16 protein-coding genes are annotated in these 17,676 nt (G+C 40.4%); 3 read left to right on the forward strand and 13 right to left on the reverse strand.

Annotation, left to right across the window (positions count from 1 at the left end; all coding sequences use genetic code 11):
- The first annotated feature begins 20 nt into the window (after positions 1-20).
- The 3 genes from H1A14_RS14545 to H1A14_RS14555 are packed head-to-tail and all read left to right on the forward strand — an operon-like array spanning position 21 to position 3,039.
- Positions 21-440, forward strand: a complete 420-nt coding sequence (locus H1A14_RS14545; RefSeq protein ID WP_194777001.1) for a c-type cytochrome — start codon at positions 21-23, stop codon at positions 438-440.
- Between the two features lie 17 nt (positions 441-457).
- Entirely contained in the window at positions 458-931 is a 474-nt protein-coding gene (locus H1A14_RS14550; protein ID WP_194777023.1) for a (2Fe-2S)-binding protein, read from the forward strand.
- On the forward strand, positions 919-3,039 hold the full coding sequence (locus H1A14_RS14555; protein ID WP_194777002.1) for a xanthine dehydrogenase family protein molybdopterin-binding subunit: 2,121 nt from the start codon (positions 919-921) through the stop codon (positions 3,037-3,039). The genes H1A14_RS14550 and H1A14_RS14555 overlap by 13 nt, the downstream gene beginning before the upstream one ends.
- A gap of 166 nt (positions 3,040-3,205) precedes the next feature.
- Here the strand turns inward: H1A14_RS14555 and H1A14_RS14560 are convergent, their stop codons facing one another.
- The 13 genes from H1A14_RS14560 to H1A14_RS14620 form a co-directional block, all read right to left on the reverse strand.
- Positions 3,206-4,687 carry a type III PLP-dependent enzyme domain-containing protein gene (locus tag H1A14_RS14560; protein ID WP_194777003.1) on the reverse strand — a complete coding sequence of 494 codons (1,482 nt, stop codon included), beginning with the start codon at positions 4,685-4,687 and terminating at the stop codon, positions 3,206-3,208.
- Positions 4,638-6,482, reverse strand: a complete 1,845-nt coding sequence (locus H1A14_RS14565) for an FAD/NAD(P)-binding protein (RefSeq protein WP_194777004.1) — start codon at positions 6,480-6,482, stop codon at positions 4,638-4,640. Before H1A14_RS14565 ends, H1A14_RS14560 begins: the two co-directional genes overlap by 50 nt.
- Positions 6,442-7,485, reverse strand: coding sequence for a 2,3-diaminopropionate biosynthesis protein SbnA (gene sbnA, locus H1A14_RS14570; protein ID WP_194777005.1), 1,044 nt, complete (start codon positions 7,483-7,485; stop codon positions 6,442-6,444). The genes H1A14_RS14565 and sbnA overlap by 41 nt, the downstream gene beginning before the upstream one ends.
- Positions 7,486-7,494: 9 nt before the next feature.
- Entirely contained in the window at positions 7,495-8,343 is an 849-nt protein-coding gene (locus tag H1A14_RS14575; protein ID WP_194777006.1) for an SDR family oxidoreductase, read from the reverse strand.
- 484 nt (positions 8,344-8,827) lie between these two features.
- Positions 8,828-9,580 (reverse strand): EcsC family protein, encoded by a 753-nt coding sequence (locus H1A14_RS14580; protein ID WP_317174894.1) that lies wholly within the window; start codon positions 9,578-9,580, stop codon positions 8,828-8,830.
- A 43-nt stretch (positions 9,581-9,623) separates the two neighbouring features.
- Positions 9,624-10,343, reverse strand: a complete 720-nt coding sequence (locus tag H1A14_RS14585; RefSeq protein ID WP_194777007.1) for an acyl-[acyl-carrier-protein] thioesterase — start codon at positions 10,341-10,343, stop codon at positions 9,624-9,626.
- A 7-nt stretch (positions 10,344-10,350) separates the two neighbouring features.
- Positions 10,351-11,511 carry an MFS transporter gene (locus H1A14_RS14590; protein WP_194777008.1) on the reverse strand — a complete coding sequence of 387 codons (1,161 nt, stop codon included), beginning with the start codon at positions 11,509-11,511 and terminating at the stop codon, positions 10,351-10,353.
- Positions 11,512-12,203: 692 nt separating this feature from the next.
- On the reverse strand, positions 12,204-12,503 hold the full coding sequence (locus tag H1A14_RS14595) for a helix-turn-helix domain-containing protein (protein WP_194777009.1): 300 nt from the start codon (positions 12,501-12,503) through the stop codon (positions 12,204-12,206).
- 4 nt (positions 12,504-12,507) lie between these two features.
- Positions 12,508-12,669, reverse strand: a complete 162-nt coding sequence (locus H1A14_RS23200; protein ID WP_317174895.1) for a type II toxin-antitoxin system RelE/ParE family toxin — start codon at positions 12,667-12,669, stop codon at positions 12,508-12,510.
- Between the two features lie 394 nt (positions 12,670-13,063).
- On the reverse strand, positions 13,064-13,639 hold the full coding sequence (locus tag H1A14_RS14605; protein WP_194777010.1) for a DUF7010 family protein: 576 nt from the start codon (positions 13,637-13,639) through the stop codon (positions 13,064-13,066).
- Between the two features lie 1,041 nt (positions 13,640-14,680).
- On the reverse strand, positions 14,681-15,856 hold the full coding sequence (locus H1A14_RS14610) for a hypothetical protein (protein WP_194777011.1): 1,176 nt from the start codon (positions 15,854-15,856) through the stop codon (positions 14,681-14,683).
- A 59-nt stretch (positions 15,857-15,915) separates the two neighbouring features.
- Positions 15,916-16,788 (reverse strand): hypothetical protein, encoded by an 873-nt coding sequence (locus H1A14_RS14615; protein ID WP_194777012.1) that lies wholly within the window; start codon positions 16,786-16,788, stop codon positions 15,916-15,918.
- A gap of 15 nt (positions 16,789-16,803) precedes the next feature.
- Positions 16,804-17,505: a hypothetical protein gene (locus H1A14_RS14620; RefSeq protein ID WP_194777013.1), complete on the reverse strand. Its 702-nt coding sequence runs from the start codon at positions 17,503-17,505 to the stop codon at positions 16,804-16,806.
- Positions 17,506-17,676: the final 171 nt, after the last annotated feature.

The following is a 17,676-nucleotide window of genomic DNA, read 5'->3' on the forward strand; positions in this document are numbered from 1 at the left end:
CACCTATACCATTATATCACATGTTAAAAAGTATTCCTACCATAGTATTGATTTTCAGTGTAATTTATATTCCCTACCTGATCAGTAATGATGATTTGCAAGAAAGCATCAAGAGAGGTGCCGGAGTCTATGCCAACCACTGTTCAAGTTGTCACATGGCTGATGGTGAAGGCATTAAAGGAACTTTCCCGCCTTTGGCCCAATCAGATTACTTGATGGAGGATAAAGAAAGATCCATTAAAATCATTCTTCAAGGCTTGGATGAAAGCATAGAAGTGAACGGGGTGGCTTACAGTGTGCCCATGGCGTCAATGGACTACCTCGAAGATAAACAAATTGCGGATGTTTTGAATTATATCAGAAACAGCTGGGGAAATGAGGGGGAAATCGTACAACCCGATCAGGTAAGCGAAATCAGATCAGCAATCAAAACCAATTGAAACCAAAATACAGACAGATGGCCAAATACACCATTGAAGTAAACGGAAAAAGCAGGGAGGTAGACGTCGCCCCGGATACGCCTCTCTTATGGGTACTCAGGGATGAACTTAATCTAGTGGGCACCAAATACGGCTGCGGAGTGGCCCAATGCGGGGCATGTACCATCCATCTGGATGGAGAGGCCGTAAGGTCTTGTGTCTTGCCTATATCAAGCATTGCCAACAAAAAAGTAATCACCATCGAGGGATTAAGCGAAAATGGCGATCACCCGGTCCAAAAAGCTTGGGATGAAGTGGATGTGGCCCAGTGCGGCTATTGCCAAGCAGGACAAGTGATGGCCGCTGCTGCCCTACTTAAAAAGAACCCCAACCCCTCAGATGAGGAAATAGCTTCCAGCATGACCAATATTTGTAGGTGTGGAACTTACGTAAGGATTCGCCAGGCCGTTCATATGGCCGCTGAGAAAGGAGGTACCTTATGGAAAGGCTGAATGTCACCAGAAGAAATTTCCTAAAAGTCAGCAGTTTGCTCGGCGGAGGCATGTTGATTGGCTTCCCCATGGTTTCCAAAAGTGAAGCTGCCTCCAATGCTGTATTTTCCCCGAATGCCTACCTCAAAATAGGGGCAGACAATACCTTTACCCTGATTGCACCCAACCCTGAAATCGGGCAAGGGGTCAAAACTTCCCTTCCCATGATCATGGCCGAAGAGTTGGATTTGGATTGGAAAAAAGTAAAAGTAGAGCAGGCGGGATTTGATCCCGAACTTTACGGACGACAAGTGGCCGGAGGAAGTGGGTCTGTCCGAAGCAGGTGGCAGGAAGCCAGAACTGCCGGAGCCACGGCAAGGGCGCTTTTGGTAGCTGCGGCAGCCAAAACCTGGGGTGTGGATGTAACAGAATGCCATACGGAGGCAGGCTTTGTACACCACAAAAAATCAGGAAAAAAACTCAGCTATGGAGAACTGGCAGAAACTGCCGCCACCATGCCCATCCCTGAAAACGTGCCCCTCAAGGATCCCAAAGATTTCAAAATCATAGGAACCCGGGTCAAAAACATAGACAACGACAATATTTTAACCGGCAAACCCTTGTTCGGTATTGATACCAAAAGACCGGGCATGTATTATGCGGTGGTAGCAAGGCCCCCCGCTTTTGGCAAAAAACTCAAATCCTTTGATGACACTGAATCCCTAAAAATGCAGGGTGTACATAAGGTAGTAAAATGGGAAAATATTGTAGCTGTTTTGGCCAATTCAACCTGGAATGCCAAAAAAGGAAGGGATGCCTTAAAACTGGAATGGGAGGATGACAGTCCTCTGGAGAGCACGGCAGATCATGAAAAAATCCTTAAATCCTTTTTGGATAAAAGAAGCGATAGCCCGGCACGAAATGATGGAGATGCACTCAAATTCCTGGAAAATGGTGGAGAAATCGTAGAAGGCACTTATGAAGCGCCAATCCTACCCCATGCCACACTGGAGCCGATGAATTTCTTTGCAGATGTCAGAGAGGGTAAAGCAGAACTCTATGGTCCCACACAGACCCCCGCAAGTACAAGGGGTCAAGTAAGCAAGGCCTTGGACATTCCTGAGGAAAATGTTACTGTCGGCCTTTCCAGAATGGGTGGCGGCTTTGGAAGAAGACTGATGGCGGATTATTCACTGGAAGCAGCCATGATCTCTGCGGCTGCCAAAGCACCTGTTTTGATGGTCTGGATGCGGGAAGATGACATGCAGGCCGGATTTTACCGACCCATGGGCAAATACAAATACAGGGCAACGTTGAATGATAAAAAGGAATTGGAAGCCTGGCATCTGACCGCAGCCGGTTTGAACAACCAAAGGACTTCCATTCCCAATAGCTTTCCGGCAGGAGCTGTATCCAATTTCAGAATAGACAACCACAACAAGGAATCCAATATTTCCACAGCTCCCTGGCGGGCACCCAACCACAACTTTATCGCCTTTGCCGAGCAGAGTTTTTTGGATGAAATTGCCCACAAAGCGGGAAAAGATCCCATCCAATTGCAGCTGGAATTATTAGCAAAAGCCAAAAACAATCCGGGTGGAAAAGTGGACTACGACATTGACCGCTATGAAAATGTGATCAAAGAATTAGCGAAGCTCAGTGGATGGAAAAACAACAATGGTGCAAATGGAATATACCAGGGATTTGCGGCCCATTATTCCTTCAGTACCTATGTGGCGCAGGTGGCGGAGGTTTCCATCAAAGACGGAAAACCAAAAGTCCATAAAGTGTATTGCGTGGTGGATTGCGGACAGGTGGTCAATCTCAGCGGAGCAGAAAACCAGATTGAGGGGGGGATTGTTGATGCTTTGGGCCATGCCCTTTATGGTGAAATCACCTTTGATAAAGGTGTGGTTCAGCAGAACAATTTCAACCGCTATAAACTGATGCAACTACAGGATGCGCCAATGGAAATCATCACCCGTTTTGTCAGAAATGAGCATGACCCCACCGGTTTGGGGGAACCTGGCTTCCCTCCTGCCCATCCGGCGGTATGCAATGCCCTATTTGCCGCCACAGGCAAAAGAATCAGAAAACTGCCCATCAGCCATACAGATTTCAAGGCTTGAGGGTTCCTGAATATAAACTCAGGCCATTACCCGCAATTGGTGGCCTGAGTTTTTTTTTGAATAAGCTGGCCATCACCGGCATCAAAAGCACCTCCTTCAGGTATGTGCCATAAGTAAACCCTGAACTTAAAAATGCTTTTAAAACACCCTAAACAATCCGTAATTTTTAAATAGCTGAAATGTTGGTCAGCTGATCAATTGCCTTGCCCTTCTTTTTCTTTTGATAATCAAAGTAAGCTTCGTCGGGAATTACATCTTGATTGCCATTCTCCACAATCAAATTTTGTGAAAGGGGCAAGCCATGGGCTTCACTTTCATAAAAATGCATCATGTATCCTGCTGTATTGACAAATACAAACAAATCACCAACCTGAGGCATTTGGGAGAAGGACAGCTTTCTTTTTAGAATAAGGTCCTGTTCCAAGCAATAAGCTCCGACCAAATACCCCTCACACGGTCGTCCCTCAGCGTTCTCCTCTTGCGGAACAAATAGAGGGTCCAGCAAAAAATCTGCACTGGAGCTGCTCAGCTGCGTTCTATTCATCTCCAATCCAATCAACAGCCGGTTTTCACTGTCATTCTTGCGATAAGCCACTCTCGCTACCGTGATCCCGCATTGATCCAGCATGGACCTCCCGGGCTCAAGCCGCAAAGTGATGTCACGATCGATTAAATGGTGGAAAAGTGGCTTTTCTGCTTTTTGCGCAATGAGGATACTTTCTACAAAATCAGCTTGATTGAGTTCATTGAAGTAAGGATAAACCAAAGGCTCTCCTTGTAGCTTTTTGCCTGTTTTGACCATACCAAGCGGATGTTTCTTGAAGGTCAATTCCTTATGGTCTTCATTTGATATGGAAGATTTCAGTTGCCTGTTAAATTGGGTCCATTCCCTTTTTCTTTTGAGATAGTTGATCAAAATCCCACCTCCTATGTCAATGAATTGGGTTTGGTAGCCAGATTGGGCTAATTCATCTGAAAGTTCAATGCATTGACCCAGCGCAGCTGATCTTTCTGCTGTGGAATAGCCATTGAGGTGAAAATGCAAACCCTCATAGGCAAATTTGTAGAACCGCTTTCCTTTCCCCAGATTGGATTGAATAAATTCTACTACTGCATTGGAGTCAAAGCCAAACCTGGAATAAAGCTTTTTCCCTTGAAATTCAAAACCACTGACTCTAAAACCTACTTTGATCATTCTGTTGTGTTCTTCCAGCAACTGATGAAGCAAGATGCATTCATCTTCATTGTCCAAAACAACAGGCATCTCATGGGCGATGAGGAATTTTAATAAAGCTTTGTTTTTTATGGCTGCCGTTACGGTCACTTTAGCAGGATCGAAACCTAAATTGACGCAATCCTTGACTTCATTAAGACTGGCGGTATCCACCCCAAACTTATGTTGCTTGGCCGCATAGACAAAAGCTTTGCATTTATTGGCTTTGCGGGCAAAAAACACTTCCCCCTTCAGTCCCATTTTTTTGAAGAGGTTTTCAAAATTATCATGATTTTCCCTGAAAGGTTTTAAGTTGATCAGGTTAATCGGTGAGTTGTATTGGTTTATCCAGTCAAAAAGGTATTTCCTTTCTGAAACTATATTTTTAACCCACGAGTGTGTGATTGGTGTTAGTTTTGGGATTTGATTGTTCATAGTGGTTGATGATTTGGTTTGCCCATGGCGTAGCCATGTTGTTGTTGGTCCTGGATAAGCTTTCGTTGTCAAGGGTCCAGCCTTCCGTAGGCGTCCCATAAAAAGTGATGTGTTTGTTGATAAGCCAATGACAGGATGAATCCATCGCAATGCATCCTGAAGGCTTGTTTTGATAGACTCTGCTCTCAAGGTCATTAATAAGACTTTTTAGAACTGGTGGCAATGAATTGATTTTACCCGCCTTGGCCACTCTGGCATCTATCATTAGATCTGCATTCACTTCTCTATTGGTTTTCGGGTTTTTTATTTTGATTTTCCCTCCCGAATCATCCAGGAATATCATTGGGTTTTTATGGAATCCAAAGTCCAAAATCCCTGCTTCATGGAGTGCCTGAATCTTTCTGACATTGTGTATGGGTGGACCATAGGATACCCTGTGGAAGTTTCTGTAATATGTATTTTCAAAAATCTCCTGACTTTCCGCTGTAAGCCTTCCAAAACTGTACGCTTTATTGAAAAGAGGATAGATGGCCGGCCATACTGTGGTCATTTCCGCTAAGGCAAGTTGGTGGAAGTCATCCTGATCTGGCTCAATAAATGAATTTAAATATGTTATAATATGGTCCTCCCCTAATTCAGGCCACAAAAAACCTAGAAGATCAAATGGTACAAAAGATGGAAAAAATTCTAAAGCGAGTGCCTCAATATGGGCTAATGACAGCGATCCTCCTTCTTGAGGCCATTTACCTATATATTTCAAACAACTTGCTGCATATTGAAAACGGTATTCTTTTTCAATCATAGGTAAAAGCCTTTCTACAAAATTGATTTTACCGGATGAGCCAATCTGGGTTGCAATGAAGTCTGCCGTAAAGTATTTTAAAGCAATATTTTTTTCACTCACTCTAGGGATCATGGGAATCCCGGATCTGGAAAATGGAAATATTTTTTTGGGTTCATGACCTGATGGAATGTAAATCAAATTATCACCTTTAGGCTTGAACCTCCCACCCGCTCCTTCTGTCATGGCCAAAACGCTGTCGATAAAAGTGAGTCCCATTCCTTTAATGACAATGATTTTCGAAGCATAACTCCCAGCATGTAGATTTTTGATGGGCAATGCTTCTTGGATAAAATTCAGAGTTTTCAAGTTAGTACCATCTGAAATCAAATTGCCCTCAAATTGATAACTATGTCCTGTACAGATCATTAACTCATCAAAATCAGCATAAATTTGACTTTCTCCCTGAAGCATTAAGCCGTTTGAAGGTTCGGGGATACCACGGATGTCATCTATGATTAGGTTGATTTTTATATTGGGCGGAAGGTTATCTATCACCTGCAATAGACAGTATTGTAAGTAAATTCCAGTCAGGCTTCGGCTACATGCTTGATGGGATTTGGGGATTTGGGAAGGAGTGTTTGCATATTTTTTGATGAATGACATCAAATCAAGACGATTTTCAACAAGTTGCTGAGGTTCATCTATCCAGAAATTCACTTTTCCCAAGGGGTAATTCAACAGGAGGAAATCAGGCTGAGATGGATCATAATTAGGACCCGAAGCAAAATTCATGTCTTTGTTGAAACAACTGACAGTAAGTAGCTGATTGGAAAGCGATGCTGACCAGAGGCTAACCACTCTTTCCAGTGCATACACTCCCTTGGGTCCTCCCCCGATAATCCCAACATGAAATGTATCCCTATCAAAATAATTGGGTTGGTCGATGTAATGACTTAATTGCTTTCTATTTTCAGTATCTACTGTTCCGAAATCCGATTTCTTCCAAATCATCTTTGACTTTTTGATTGATTTTTTCAAACACCTGATTGCCATAATTACTTATTATCCAATCGTCTGAATAAATAGTATCCAAATAACGCTCCCCCCTATCACAGATAATGATTACGGCACTTTGATCGGGTTCAAGTTCCATTTTTTCGACAGCAGCCACCAAGGCTCCCGTCGATCCCCCTGCAAGGATTGCTTCTCTTGCCAACAACTTTTTGCATCCCACAATACTTTCCCACTCTTCTATTATCTGAGGCATTTCCAAATGTGATTCATCCAAAAAATGGGCAGCTTTGGAAGCACCAAATCCTGGGATTAACCGTTTGGACGGCTCCCCTCCAAAAATGATACTTCCCGCACTGTCAACCGGAATGATTTTGGTTTTCTCCAAATACTGAAAAGCATAATCCGAAAAGCCCATCAAAGTCCCACAGGTGCTGGTGGCTACCAAGATGTAATCCGGTTCAGATTCCAACTGGCTGACAATTTCCTTGATGGTCAAATGATGCGTTAATGGATTCAATGGGTTTTCATATTGCCTCGTCCAAAAAGCATTGGGATGAGTTTCTAATATTTCTTTTACTCTTGCTATTCTTCCATTCAAATAAGACCCAGAATCATCTTGAACCTTTATGATTTCAACCTCGGCTCCGTAAGCCTTTAGCAGCTGTAGCGTTTGCTTATTGATGTATGGATCAACTATTAATTTCAATTTCAATCCCCAATACAAGCAGATCTGGGCAAGACCCACTCCCATATTCCCTGAGGTACTTTCTACGATCAGGGTCTCTGAATTAATCAATCCCAAATGGATGGATTCTTCAATGATAAATTGTGATGTCCTATCCTTGATACTTCCAGCAGGATTGAGCATCTCCATTTTACCATAAATCAAATTTTCAGGAAACAACTTTTCCATTCTGATCAAACCCGTATTTCCAATCAAACTACGGACACCGATGGAGTCGGTCTTTTTTGCAATCAACCTTCTTTCTGTAACTATCATTTTTACGAATTAGCCTCCTACTACTTCACCACCGTTGATATGAATAATCTGACCCGTCATGTAGCTACTGTCTTCTGATGCAAGAAATACATAGGCAGGACCTACTTCTGAGGGTTGGCCAGCCCGACCCATTGGGGTATCAGCACCGAAATCCTCCACATCATCAAAAGTGGCCACAATCAACGGGGTCCAGATTGGTCCGGGTGCTACGCCGTTGACGCGTATGCCTTTTTCCGCAAGATTTTTTGCCAATGACCTGGTAAAGGACACGATGGCCCCTTTGGTGCTGGCATAATCCAGTAGGTGTTCGCTGCCTCGATATGCCGTCACTGAAGTCGTATTGATGATTACATCACCTGATTTCATGTGGGGCAAAGCTTCTTTCACCAAATAAAAGAAAGCATAAATATTGGTCTCAAAGGTCTCCTTGAGTTGTTCTTTGCTGATCTCTTCAATATGATTTTTTGGGTGCTGTACTGCCGCATTGTTGACCAATATGTTGATTTGACCAAAATGACCAATGGTCTCCTCGATCAGGGCTTCGCAAAATTGCTCATCTTTCAGATCGCCCTTTATCAGATGACATTCACCCCCATGTTCCTCAATGAGGTATTTGGTCTCTTGCGCGTCTTCTTCCTCTTTAAGATAAGTGACTACCACTTTGGCTCCCTCGATGGCCATGTGGAGCGCTGCGCTTCGTCCTATGCCACTATCAGCACCTGTAATCAGTACTACTTTTCCCTTCAGTTTATTGCTGCCTTCATAATAGGGGCGTATAACCTCGGGTTTTGGTTGCATCTTTTTTTCACTTCCCGGTAGAGATTGACTCTGATCAGGAAATTCTTTTGGTTTCGTCATGGTTCAATAATTAATGTTTGAAAAAAATTTCAAGGTCAATATTCATTTGCGTGATCTGGAATTGGGTTTTGTTCACGGGTTTTTCTTCCATAGCCTGGATCTGTTGATGGACCTTAAAATCCACTTTTTATGAATTAGTAAGTTAATCACAAAATTACACTTTATATTTGTTTAATGCAATTGAATATGTTTTAACAATTGTATAATAAAAATTTTTATTATTAAAATTAATATAATATTAAAAAAAGGAACAGGGCGTTTCCTGAAAACTGGGGATTTAAAATTTTTAAATTGTTTCCTATAAAAGGAGGTGTAGATAGCTTATCAAACTCCTTAAGTAAAAAATGAGATCAATTTTACTGACCCAATCGATTGAGGATGAATGCTTAATATGGTCAATTGAAACACTGCCAGTAGGGATTTTTCTTGGCTTTTAACTCGGAAGTTCCAAATTCAAACCATATCTGTATGAACCAAGCCTCAATTAAGAAATTTGATCCATATCAGCTGACCTGTTGGCAAAATAGCGCATGCGGTAACAGTTCATGGCTGTATTTCCCAATTGCCTGACCAATCTATAATTGACCACCGCCCCCACTCCTGCCCCAATGACTGGGATCAGTTGCGCCAGTTTAGCCAAGTCCAGGTAGTCCCTGTATTCCAATTGAAAGCTTAGCCAATCAAACTGGTCTACATCCTCAGGCAGGTCTTTGCTGAACTGTTCCCATGAAGACAAAATTTTTACCACCTCATTTCTCTTTTTTTGACTGGAAAAAGCCAACTGAAATACATACAGCATAAAAAGTCTTTCCTTGTAATCCTCAACATCATGGCCATAGAGAGCGGCCATTTCGAAAAGCAGTTTCATCTTGATGGTTAGAAACGCCGGGAAATCCACAAATCCCATTAGGATTCCACCTGCCCCGGTTACCGCCCCTTCCACGGATGCGGTTTTCTCATAAAACTTGATTTTCTTTTTAACCAGGTTTTCCCGTAAATGGAGACTGGCTCCCTGTAGGGTTTTGGGATTGACAAATGAGGCCCCAATCAATACTCCCTTCACCATTTTCTCTATGGCATAAGTGATCGCCTGATGGACCTTGTCCGGCAAGAGATTATTGATTCCTCGCTGAATGCCTTTGGTCATGGAATTGGCCATAGATGGCTTTTTCTTCATCTTTTGGAACCAGGCATTGAGCTCAGCATAGGCATATTGTTCGTAGAGCAACATGGGCATCAAGCTACATTAATTGTACCAAAATACAATGAAGCATCTGGGATCAAACCTTGGTCATAGCTGAAAAAACTGCCCTCCCATTAACTGATTTACCGACGATATTCCAATGGCCTCCTCTTTTTTCAAAATAAAGCTGCACCTCCTCATCCAATTTCACTTCTTCCAGATATTGAATCAATAAATGATCAATCTTAATCTCCTTTCGCCAGCAAAAATCCTCCACCCAACGGATATAGCTGGCATTGTTGACATGTCGGTTCATGTCGAGGTCTGAAGGAGTAACTTGGATCGCATAGGCAAACTCCAGATCCTCGGGGACAATTACTTTAGATGGTACCAATTCATCTCCCAGCAAAGGCTTAAAATGCCTCTTGGGCAATACCGCTTCCGGTTTTCGGGGGCGTTTGCTTTTGACATCCAACAGCAGCCAAGCCGACATGGCCTCGACCAAAATCGTACCCGCCTGATCCAATACCTGAAATTCCCGCAAAGCAAAAAGCTTATGGATCCCCCGTCCGGCAGTTTTCACTGTGATTCTTTCTCCCCAAACTGGTTTTTTGAGACAGTGGATTTCAAATCTGGAAAGCACCCACATCAGGTCATCTTCAAAAAGGTTTTTCCCAAAATCCTCACTATTGGCGTGGAGCCAAGCAATCTCCTGTAGGATATCGGCCAAAGCGGACCACCTCAGATTCCCCTGAGGATTAATCTGAAAGGAATGGACAGTGAAGTCCTTTTGGTGGTGAAATTCCTTAACTTCCATAGCCAGTTTAACTGTGTTGTGGCAAGGGTTGCTCAAAAACCTGCAAACGAATACTGGAAAGTATAAAAATCCCCAAACCTGTAAAAGCAATCAGCGCAAAAGATACCTTTAGATTGAATAATTCAGCAAAAAAACCAATCAAGGGCGGGCCCACCAGAAACCCAAAAAAGGAAATGGTGGAAACCAAGGCCAAAGCAATGCCTGGAGAATAACTCTTGGATCTGCCTGCAATGCTGTAGGACATGGGAACTATTGATGCTACCCCTGCACCTACAAGCAGAAAGCCAATAGATGCCATCAGGATACTTGGCCAAAGCACCGATACCGTCAAACCAATGAACATGAATAAACCGCTCCATTTGATAATAGTGATTTTGCCCAGACGGTTGGCTAATTTATCAGATACAAATCGCATGGATGCCATGGCTCCCATAAAACAAACATAACCCAAGGCCACCCATTCCGGATTGACCAGAACCACTTTTTTGAAATAAACCCCACTCCAGTCAAACATACAGCCTTCACACATCATACCCAGGAAAGCGATGGCTCCCAAACGCAATAAGAGGTCATCGGGTTTTTTAAGGACCATACCACTCCCCTCTGCCACACTCACCTCTTTGATTATAAACCGCTGAGCAACCATTAAGATAAGCAATACCATCAAACTGATCCATAGGTAATGACTCTGAAGTGAAAGTCCAAAATAAATCATGGCTGCGCCAATACCTGCTCCTGTAAACCCCGCCAAACTCCACAATCCATGAAGTGAAGCCAAAATACTTCTTCCGTAATGGTTTTCTAAGTCGAGAGCCTGCGTATTGAGAGAAATATTCATCACGTTGCCGATCATGCCGAATATAAAAACCACCGGTACCAACATCCACAAGCTATTACTAAAGGCAATGGCCGGGAGAAAAACCGCATAAGCCAAAGAACCGCAGATGATGACAATCCTGCTGCCGTATTGATGGACTGCCCAGCCGGCCAAAGGCAAGGCCAGCAAAGAGCCTAATGGCAAGCCCAATAAAAGTGTTCCCAATTGGCCTTCAGACAAATCAAACCTGACCTGAATGTCCGGAATTCTGGCAGCCCAAGAGGAAAAACATAACCCGGCCAGAAAAAACAGGCTACTCAGGGCAATGCGCCTTTTCTTTTTTGCCTTCATACATCAATAGGAATAGGTTAGACCTGCAAATTAGTCAAGATTTGTTGCTTTATTTCCCCGCTTGCCTGATTTAAAGAAATATTAACTCGGTTTACCGGATTTGATGCTGAATCATCTCCTCAAAGACTGAACAAAATCCATTGAAGTCTGTTTTAACAAAAAATCTCAATATGGAATTTATCATTGCAGGCTCCGTGGTCCTGATGGCAGTTTTAATGATCAGAGTGATTGTCAAGAAAGTTTTTGGATAAGGCATGGATGGGTCAATCTCGAGCCATACCTTTTATACTTTCTCCAGACTTTTTAAAGATACTGAAACTCATAGTCACTCGGTACTGCCCGCTGTATCCAAGATGATTGTGGGTAATATTTAATTTGGGTCAATAGCGACAACTTTTCCGTTCCTTACCAAAATCATCGGACTTTTCTTTTTTTTTTTTTCGATTAGCCTTCTGTATGTCTCTTCAAGGCTTACAATCAAGTATTTCTGGTAGAATTGTGAAGAAGCAGTTGTTTTTCCTGCCCCGTTGCATCAAGCTATAACGTATATTTTTTTCATTTCATTCTGATATACGATTTTCTATAAATGGAGATAGAATCTGGATAATACCCACAAAGGTTCTCTACTATACACAAGCAGGGATTTTCATAACTGCGCTTCCTACAGTGCGCTATTGCTTTGGCCCTTTCCTTTAAAGGAAAGTTAATCCAATTCTTTTATTCAATCCTTGTTCAAAAATTCGGATCAAAGTCGACAACTGAATATTTCCTTTTCCATTTTCAAGTTTTGAGATATAACTTTTTCTTGTACCTGCCTTTTCCGCCAATTGCTCCTGGGTCAGGTTTGCTTCCTTTCTAGCCTCTTTTAGCATTTCGCTGATGATGAACATCTGGGCATTCTCTTGATACTTGTTCCTGCTTTCACTTCCAATTTTTCCGTGTTCCAGTCCAATCAGATCATCAAATGTTTTTACTTTGCTATAATCCTTCATGGCTTTATTTCTTTGATTGAAAATATTCCTTCATTAACCTTTCTGTCTTCTTTATTTCATTCTTTGGGGTCTTTTGAATCTTCTTTTGAAAACCGTTGAAAAGAATGACAAGCCTTCCTTCATCAAAGCAACAAAATATCCTGTAAATGTTTGATTGGTATTCCACTCATACTTCAAACAACCCAAAACTTCCTTCATGATGGTCGAGGAACTTCTTAGGAACTCTTTCCACTTGCTTGATCAGCGCAAAAACGTATTGAATCTTACTTTTAACCTTATCATTTTGGTTTTGATAAAATCAATAAAGGGTTTTCATAAAAAAATGATCTTCATAACCATATTTACAAAGTTATCTCAAAAGATAACATTTTCCAAAGGTGTGGGCTTCTTTTAATGCTCTCTAACGTTTGTGTTTGCGCAGTGGTGGGCTTTTTAAAAACATATTTGTCCCACCTAACCATACGTTGAACAAAGCTAACACTTATAGCTTACTCGTCACTCCACCATTGCGCAAACATTTTGTTGTGGGCTAGCCGTTTCCAGTAGATTTTTCTGTCATCCTAATTTATTTCACTAGTCCAGAGTCGTTGTTTTTTCTTGCTGTCAAAATGTAATAAAATAGTCAGTACGAAAAGAGCTATGCTCATCAGGAAAGGAATAAAATACATTTTCTCTGTCGAAACGGTCAACCCTATTGCCAATGAACCCAATGAAATTAGTCCAGCAAAAATCGCGAACAAACTAGTCTTATAAAACCAAGAATAAGGAAAGAAATGTGCTCCTGTTATTATCGCATAAACCATGACAAAATAGTCCGGTAATTTAATAAGTGTAAAGACTAGAAACGGAAAATAAAACAATTGAGCAAAATTCAGCCAAAGACCTAATGGTTGCAGAGGATTTTCTTTAATTGTCCAGGTTGTCTTGATTATCTTGGAAATGAGCAGTGCAAGTGGAAGCATAACGCTTCCAACTATAAATGTTAACACCGATTTGTCATAGGGCTTAGAATTAAGCGTCCACACAAATCCAATTGCCAGCCAAATTATACTTGCTGCTAATGTGAAGTCGAGTCCGTTTTTTAATTTAACAGAAAGCTCAATTCTCAATTTATCAAATGTCTTCTTGGGTATCATTCTATTAATTATTTAGAAGTCAAATTTCATTTTTTCTAAAGTCACTCATCGCTTTGGTCAGACGTCCGTGGCTTGCCCACAACGGCAGTTTGTCCAAAAACACCCGTTATCTTTTCCCATAGCCTAAATATAAGCCCATTTCCTTGAATTTAAGTGTGGCTTTAGAAATTGGAATTTATGGAATCTATTAGTTTCAAAACGCTGTATAAACTTCTTTCGGACGCTTAAAAAGTCCGATATGGCCAAAAACCAAACCCACAGCATCTTCAGATACTTTTTCAATGATTCCTAACCGAAAAGATTGAAGATCCTTCGAAGACCTGTACTGATCCTGCCGAAATATTATAGGCCAGAAACATGAACCCAACATATGAGGAGGCCCTGTCCTTTCCCTTTTTAGTGATGATGAAGTGGAAGTTCCACTGTCTTTTGATTGTTCAGTAGTTGTGTTCGATGATGGCCTGCCTCCGTTTGTAAAGGTGTTCCTTTTGCTCCAAGTTCCTCTTGGATATTCCGGAGCATGCTGACCCCTCTAAACCGGAATGTTTTTGAACATTGAATGTGGCCTTATTGGTCAGATTCGACTGACATTCCGGCGCATATTGACCCCATAATGATAGATTTTCAATAAGATTCCGGAGCATACTGACCCCTCTTGATCAATATTCCGGAGCATATTGACCCCTCTGATGAATGGTTTTGGTTTTTTAGCGGACATTTTCAAAAACCGCTAACTATAACCCAATGGCTGGAAAACCAAAACAGATGAGTCAGATTAAACAATTAATCATATTGAAACAAAGGGTAAGGGAATCAAAACCATTGCCTGGATACTGGATATCAGCAAGAATACTGTCAAGACATATCTTTTTAAGCTCGAAAAGTTGGTGACAGGAAAAAGAATTGAAAAGACCGAGACAGCGGGCCTTTCTGACGGAAGGCAGGCTTTCGGAGCCGTTCCCTTCAAGCTTAACTCCTGACTTTTTAAAGATACTGATTTTCATAGTTACTCGGTACCTCCAGCTGCATCTAAGGTGATGTTTAGCCGCTGGATTCCTTCATATTGGCTCCGGTCATGAAAATAATAATACTTAAAACCACACCTGCAATCAGGTAAATCAAAAACTTAAATTGACCCTTTTGTTTTTCAATTGTAGCGACGTGGTCTTCATTTTCTTTGATTAGTGCGTTGTAAGTAACTTTTTCTATCACCAATAAATCCCGATAATTATAAAGGTCATCAATCCAATTCTTAGATAACTCTTTTAATCTGTTCAGGTCATCAAAATGAAAGTCGTTTATTTCTGCTGTTTGGGTACATATTGACGTAGAATAATGACCATAGCCAAGGTCATTTGCAAACACTATATATTCCTTATCTTCTTCAAACAAATAATCACAAGAGGAATTATAGTTAATAATGGAAACAATCCCTTCTTCAACTTTTGCCTTTTTGTAACCTTCTATTACTTCAAAATTGACTATGTCAGAGTTAAAACCTTGATAATTAAAAAACTTTCCTTTTATAATTTCTTTTACTTTCCCTTTAAAAATCAAACTTGAATTATTAAAAGAAGAATCAATTTGAACCTCAAAGCAAGAACAAGGGTAAGTGGCTGGCTTTTTTGATAAATTAAATTCAACTTTTCTTTTTTTAGCTAATATTTCTTTTTCTAGATTTCTTGTCCAATTTTTTCCTTTTTTGTTTTTTATATATTCTGTCGAATATTGATTGTAACTATCTACTAATTCTGGAATATTACCCCCCGTACAAGAACAGTTCACACTTGCATATTTAAAGCCATATTTAATGGTTAATTCATTAAACCATTCTCCATACCTGCCACAATTTCCATTTGTTCCCCAAGTTAGAATTAAACCTACTTTATCCGAAAAATGTCTTTTTGATAATTCATAAATCCTTTGTTCAAAAAGATTTAAATTTTTCGAAGAACTATTTTCCCCATACTTCAAAATTTTCTCCAATGAATTAAGTTTAATATTCAAGCTGTCTTCTAATTTTTCGATGTTGGGATTACTCTTAAAATCTGAATATTCCTTTTCGAAAACACTTTCTAAATTTTGCCCAATTAGAAGATTAGTGAACCTTAAAAAAAGAATTAGTATGAAGATTGACTTATTCATCATCAGTATTTCAAATGTGTGGTACATTTTGAGCATATGGCTAGTGGCGACTCCCGAAGATAAATCTTTCATCCCAAGATAATCTTGATCCGAAGATCATTTTTCGAATTAAAGGAAAATCCCGGCATAAGCTATATGCGCTGTGGCGGTAGTTTTTTTATTTCATATTCAAATTCAAGAACTTTCAAATTCCACAATGTCAAAGTTTGTGTCGCGGTAATTCTGTTTTTTATACTTGAAACAACCAATTTGTCCTTGAAGGATTTGAGGAATTTACTCCATAATTGTCCTTTTGAATCCCTTAGTAAAAAGTAAAAGCCACTGTCTCCAATTCTTTGCCCCGATGAATCTAAAATGAGTTCTCCATTTTGGCCAACAATAGGAGTTAGTATTACTGTAGCGTTTCCATTTGGCAAAGGAAAGATAGCTTTGATGCAAATCTGTTTGTTCGGTAAAGAGCATGTTTCATAAACTCCTGAGTAAACAACTTGACCTGAAGATTTAAAAGTTCTTAGCCAAATTGTTCTTTTAATTTCCTTTGTTTTTGAATCGACTAGTTTTATTATTTCATTGGTTAGTCCTGAGGCATCTTCTAAGTTTTCAATAGGGACATTAAGTTGTTCAATTCTCTTACTAAATACACTTTTTATTAGAGTTCCGAAAATTTTGAAAAATGGGTTCCATTTTGCCTTTAGGAGCAGGTCATAGTTTGATGTGTTTTCATAAAAGTCAATTACGTCAGGAGACAGCCTCTTTAGTTCAATTTCTGGTAGTCCTAAATTCAGAATTGAATCAAGTAATCCTGTGTTTTTTCTATGGCTATCAATTACTAAACCCTCATCTTTAGCTAACTGCTCAATGAATTTTAGCCCGATTCCATTTGTTCCACCAAAAGGCCCTAAAAGCCATTTGTATTTGTGATTGTCAATTCTTTGTCCAAATAGTATAACCCATTGTTGAGTAATCCAATCTTGAATGCTTTGATTTTTCCTAGCTATTCCCATCTCCACAATCAGGGTTCAATTATTTTGAACAAAATTCGATTGACCTTTCCATTTTCCGAACTCCGCTAAAGGCTTAAATCGAAGAGTGGTAAACTGAAAATGAAAGTCTTTTCTTTCCCGTTCTTTCATTGCGTTTGAATGCCTTTTCGGGTTTTCCACTTTACTATGACCATGTACCATATCGGTCATTTCTTTTTCAGATTTCCAAATTGAAAAGGTTGAAACTGTGTTAGGAAATTTAACTGAGGCTAACGAGAGAGTTGTTCCTGGATGGTCTCTAACAAGCTTTTCAACTGGTCTGCCCCAATGTATAAATCTTGGAACTGCCAAAGGTTTCATTCTTGCTATTGTAACAGCAACAACAGGAGAATTTGAACTTTCTAATTGGTCTTTATCATTTGGTATTTTGAATCCACTAAACTTTCCCCATTCTCTAATAATAGACAAACGTACATGCCAACCTTTTGCTAAAGTTCTTCCAAAACTGTCCTGTTCCAAATAATTTTCAAGTTCATTTTCATTTTCCCATTGCATAAAAACTGCCACTTTACCAATTAAAACTCTAGAGGGAGAAAAAATTGGTGAGCCTAGAGTCATTGCCGTCATGTATTCGGAGTGAATCAGTCCTTTTATGTTTTTAGAAATTGGATTCGAGATTATTCCTTTTACCGCTACAAAAAAGGGAAGTTCGACTAAATGATAAGAGAATATGCTCACTTTGATTTTGATTGAATTATTAGTTCTATGCGGTTCTTAAAATTACACACAAGGTTTTGCGTGTATTAGAAGTAACTGATGAAAAAGCACTTCATTTTCAGTTTGGTTCTGTCTTACATTAGAAGCACTGACCTTAGATTTTGCACTGAACCCGCTATTTTTCATACACGC

This window comes from Pararhodonellum marinum (assembly GCF_015354735.1).
GTDB lineage: Bacteria > Bacteroidota > Bacteroidia > Cytophagales > Cyclobacteriaceae > Pararhodonellum > Pararhodonellum marinum.

Bases quoted from the DNA above. Each gene is read 5' to 3' on its own strand.
- H1A14_RS14605 (WP_194777010.1), bottom strand. From the start codon at position 13,639: ATGATACCCAAGAAGACATTTGATAAATTGAGAATTGAGCTTTCTGTT.
- H1A14_RS14575 (WP_194777006.1), bottom strand. From the start codon at position 8,343: ATGACGAAACCAAAAGAATTTCCTGATCAGAGTCAATCTCTACCGGGA.
- H1A14_RS14560 (WP_194777003.1), bottom strand. From the start codon at position 4,687: ATGAACAATCAAATCCCAAAACTAACACCAATCACACACTCGTGGGTT.
- H1A14_RS14580 (WP_317174894.1), bottom strand. From the start codon at position 9,580: ATGCCCATGTTGCTCTACGAACAATATGCCTATGCTGAGCTCAATGCC.
- H1A14_RS14595 (WP_194777009.1), bottom strand. From the start codon at position 12,503: ATGAAGGATTATAGCAAAGTAAAAACATTTGATGATCTGATTGGACTG.
- H1A14_RS14585 (WP_194777007.1), bottom strand. From the start codon at position 10,343: ATGGAAGTTAAGGAATTTCACCACCAAAAGGACTTCACTGTCCATTCC.
- H1A14_RS14555 (WP_194777002.1), top strand. From the start codon at position 919: ATGGAAAGGCTGAATGTCACCAGAAGAAATTTCCTAAAAGTCAGCAGT.
- H1A14_RS14615 (WP_194777012.1), bottom strand. From the start codon at position 16,788: ATGGGAATAGCTAGGAAAAATCAAAGCATTCAAGATTGGATTACTCAA.
- H1A14_RS14610 (WP_194777011.1), bottom strand. From the start codon at position 15,856: ATGAAAGATTTATCTTCGGGAGTCGCCACTAGCCATATGCTCAAAATG.
- H1A14_RS14565 (WP_194777004.1), bottom strand. From the start codon at position 6,482: ATGATTTGGAAGAAATCGGATTTCGGAACAGTAGATACTGAAAATAGA.
- sbnA (WP_194777005.1), bottom strand. From the start codon at position 7,485: ATGATAGTTACAGAAAGAAGGTTGATTGCAAAAAAGACCGACTCCATC.
- H1A14_RS14590 (WP_194777008.1), bottom strand. From the start codon at position 11,511: ATGAAGGCAAAAAAGAAAAGGCGCATTGCCCTGAGTAGCCTGTTTTTT.
- H1A14_RS14550 (WP_194777023.1), top strand. From the start codon at position 458: ATGGCCAAATACACCATTGAAGTAAACGGAAAAAGCAGGGAGGTAGAC.
- H1A14_RS14545 (WP_194777001.1), top strand. From the start codon at position 21: ATGTTAAAAAGTATTCCTACCATAGTATTGATTTTCAGTGTAATTTAT.